This is a genomic window from Acinetobacter sp. 809848 (assembly GCF_000581275.1).
In the GTDB taxonomy this organism is placed as follows: domain Bacteria; phylum Pseudomonadota; class Gammaproteobacteria; order Pseudomonadales; family Moraxellaceae; genus Acinetobacter; species Acinetobacter pittii.
In genome coordinates this window covers 1-341 of record NZ_JEXG01000210.1, presented here as the reverse complement: position 1 = coordinate 341, position 341 = coordinate 1, and the positions used below count along the sequence as shown (strand labels likewise).

The window sequence follows — 341 nt, the reverse complement described above, 5'->3', positions numbered from 1 at the left end:
GCGATCGTCATCATCATCGTCATCACGGCTGCGGCCACGGCCTCGTCCGCCTGAACGGCCTCCGCGATCATCATCATCGTCGTCATCACGACTGCGACCACGACCTCGTCCACCTGAGCGACCACCGCGATCATCATCATCGTCGTCATCACGGCTGCGGCCACGGCCTCGTCCGCCTGAACGGCCTCCGCGATCGTCATCATCATCGTCATCACGGCTGCGGCCACGGCCTCGTCCGCCTGAACGGCCTCCGCGATCGTCATCATCATCGTCATCACGGCTGCGACCACGACCTCGACCACCTGAGCGACCACCGCGATCATCATCATCGTCGTCATCAC

Annotated in this window: 1 protein-coding gene; it reads right to left on the bottom strand. The window is 63.3% G+C overall.

Annotation, left to right across the window (positions count from 1 at the left end):
• Positions 1-341 (bottom strand): hypothetical protein (locus J536_RS24815; protein WP_032064397.1); only part of this gene is annotated, 341 nt, incomplete at both ends.